This window comes from Fructilactobacillus sp. X2R1C1 (genome assembly GCF_059901435.1).
The window spans coordinates 1-465 of record NZ_JBWXUV010000027.1 but is presented as its reverse complement, the minus strand read 5'-3'; the positions used below and the strand labels follow the sequence as shown (position 1 = coordinate 465).

Below are 465 nucleotides of genomic sequence, written 5' to 3'. Positions count from 1 at the left end.
GGTAATATGAGCTAATTGTGAAATAATAATAATAATAATGATACCTATAATTTTACCAAGAATTGGCTTAACACCATAAATTAACCATACAACCATCGCAATTAATTCACACGAAAATATAAAATATTTCATAAAATTACTTTTTCTCCCACTTTAAATTGTTATTTAATGTTTCATATACTTCAGAATAAGATAAAAAGGCATTATAACTAGAAATAACAGGAAATGCTGTGTTAAGAACATTCGATATGTCATGATTTTTTTTGAAAATACTAAATATTCGTAATTCCATTTCATTCATTCTTTTAAAATTAACTTTAATCGTTCTGTTCTTGATCTCATAATTCATATGATTTCGATGTCCAGGGAAAATAAAATATTTATTTGAAAAATTAAATAAATATTTAAGTTCTTTTTTATAATCAGATTTTAGTGTATTTATAATAGTTTCACTGTAAGTAGAAA

At 22.6% G+C, this 465-nt stretch carries 1 protein-coding gene; it reads right to left on the bottom strand.

All coding sequences use genetic code 11. The features are described from left to right. Positions 1-136: 136 nt before the first annotated feature. The coding region (locus AC6UDG_RS07300; RefSeq protein WP_500706939.1) for a hypothetical protein at positions 137-465 on the bottom strand (329 nt) is incomplete at its 5' end.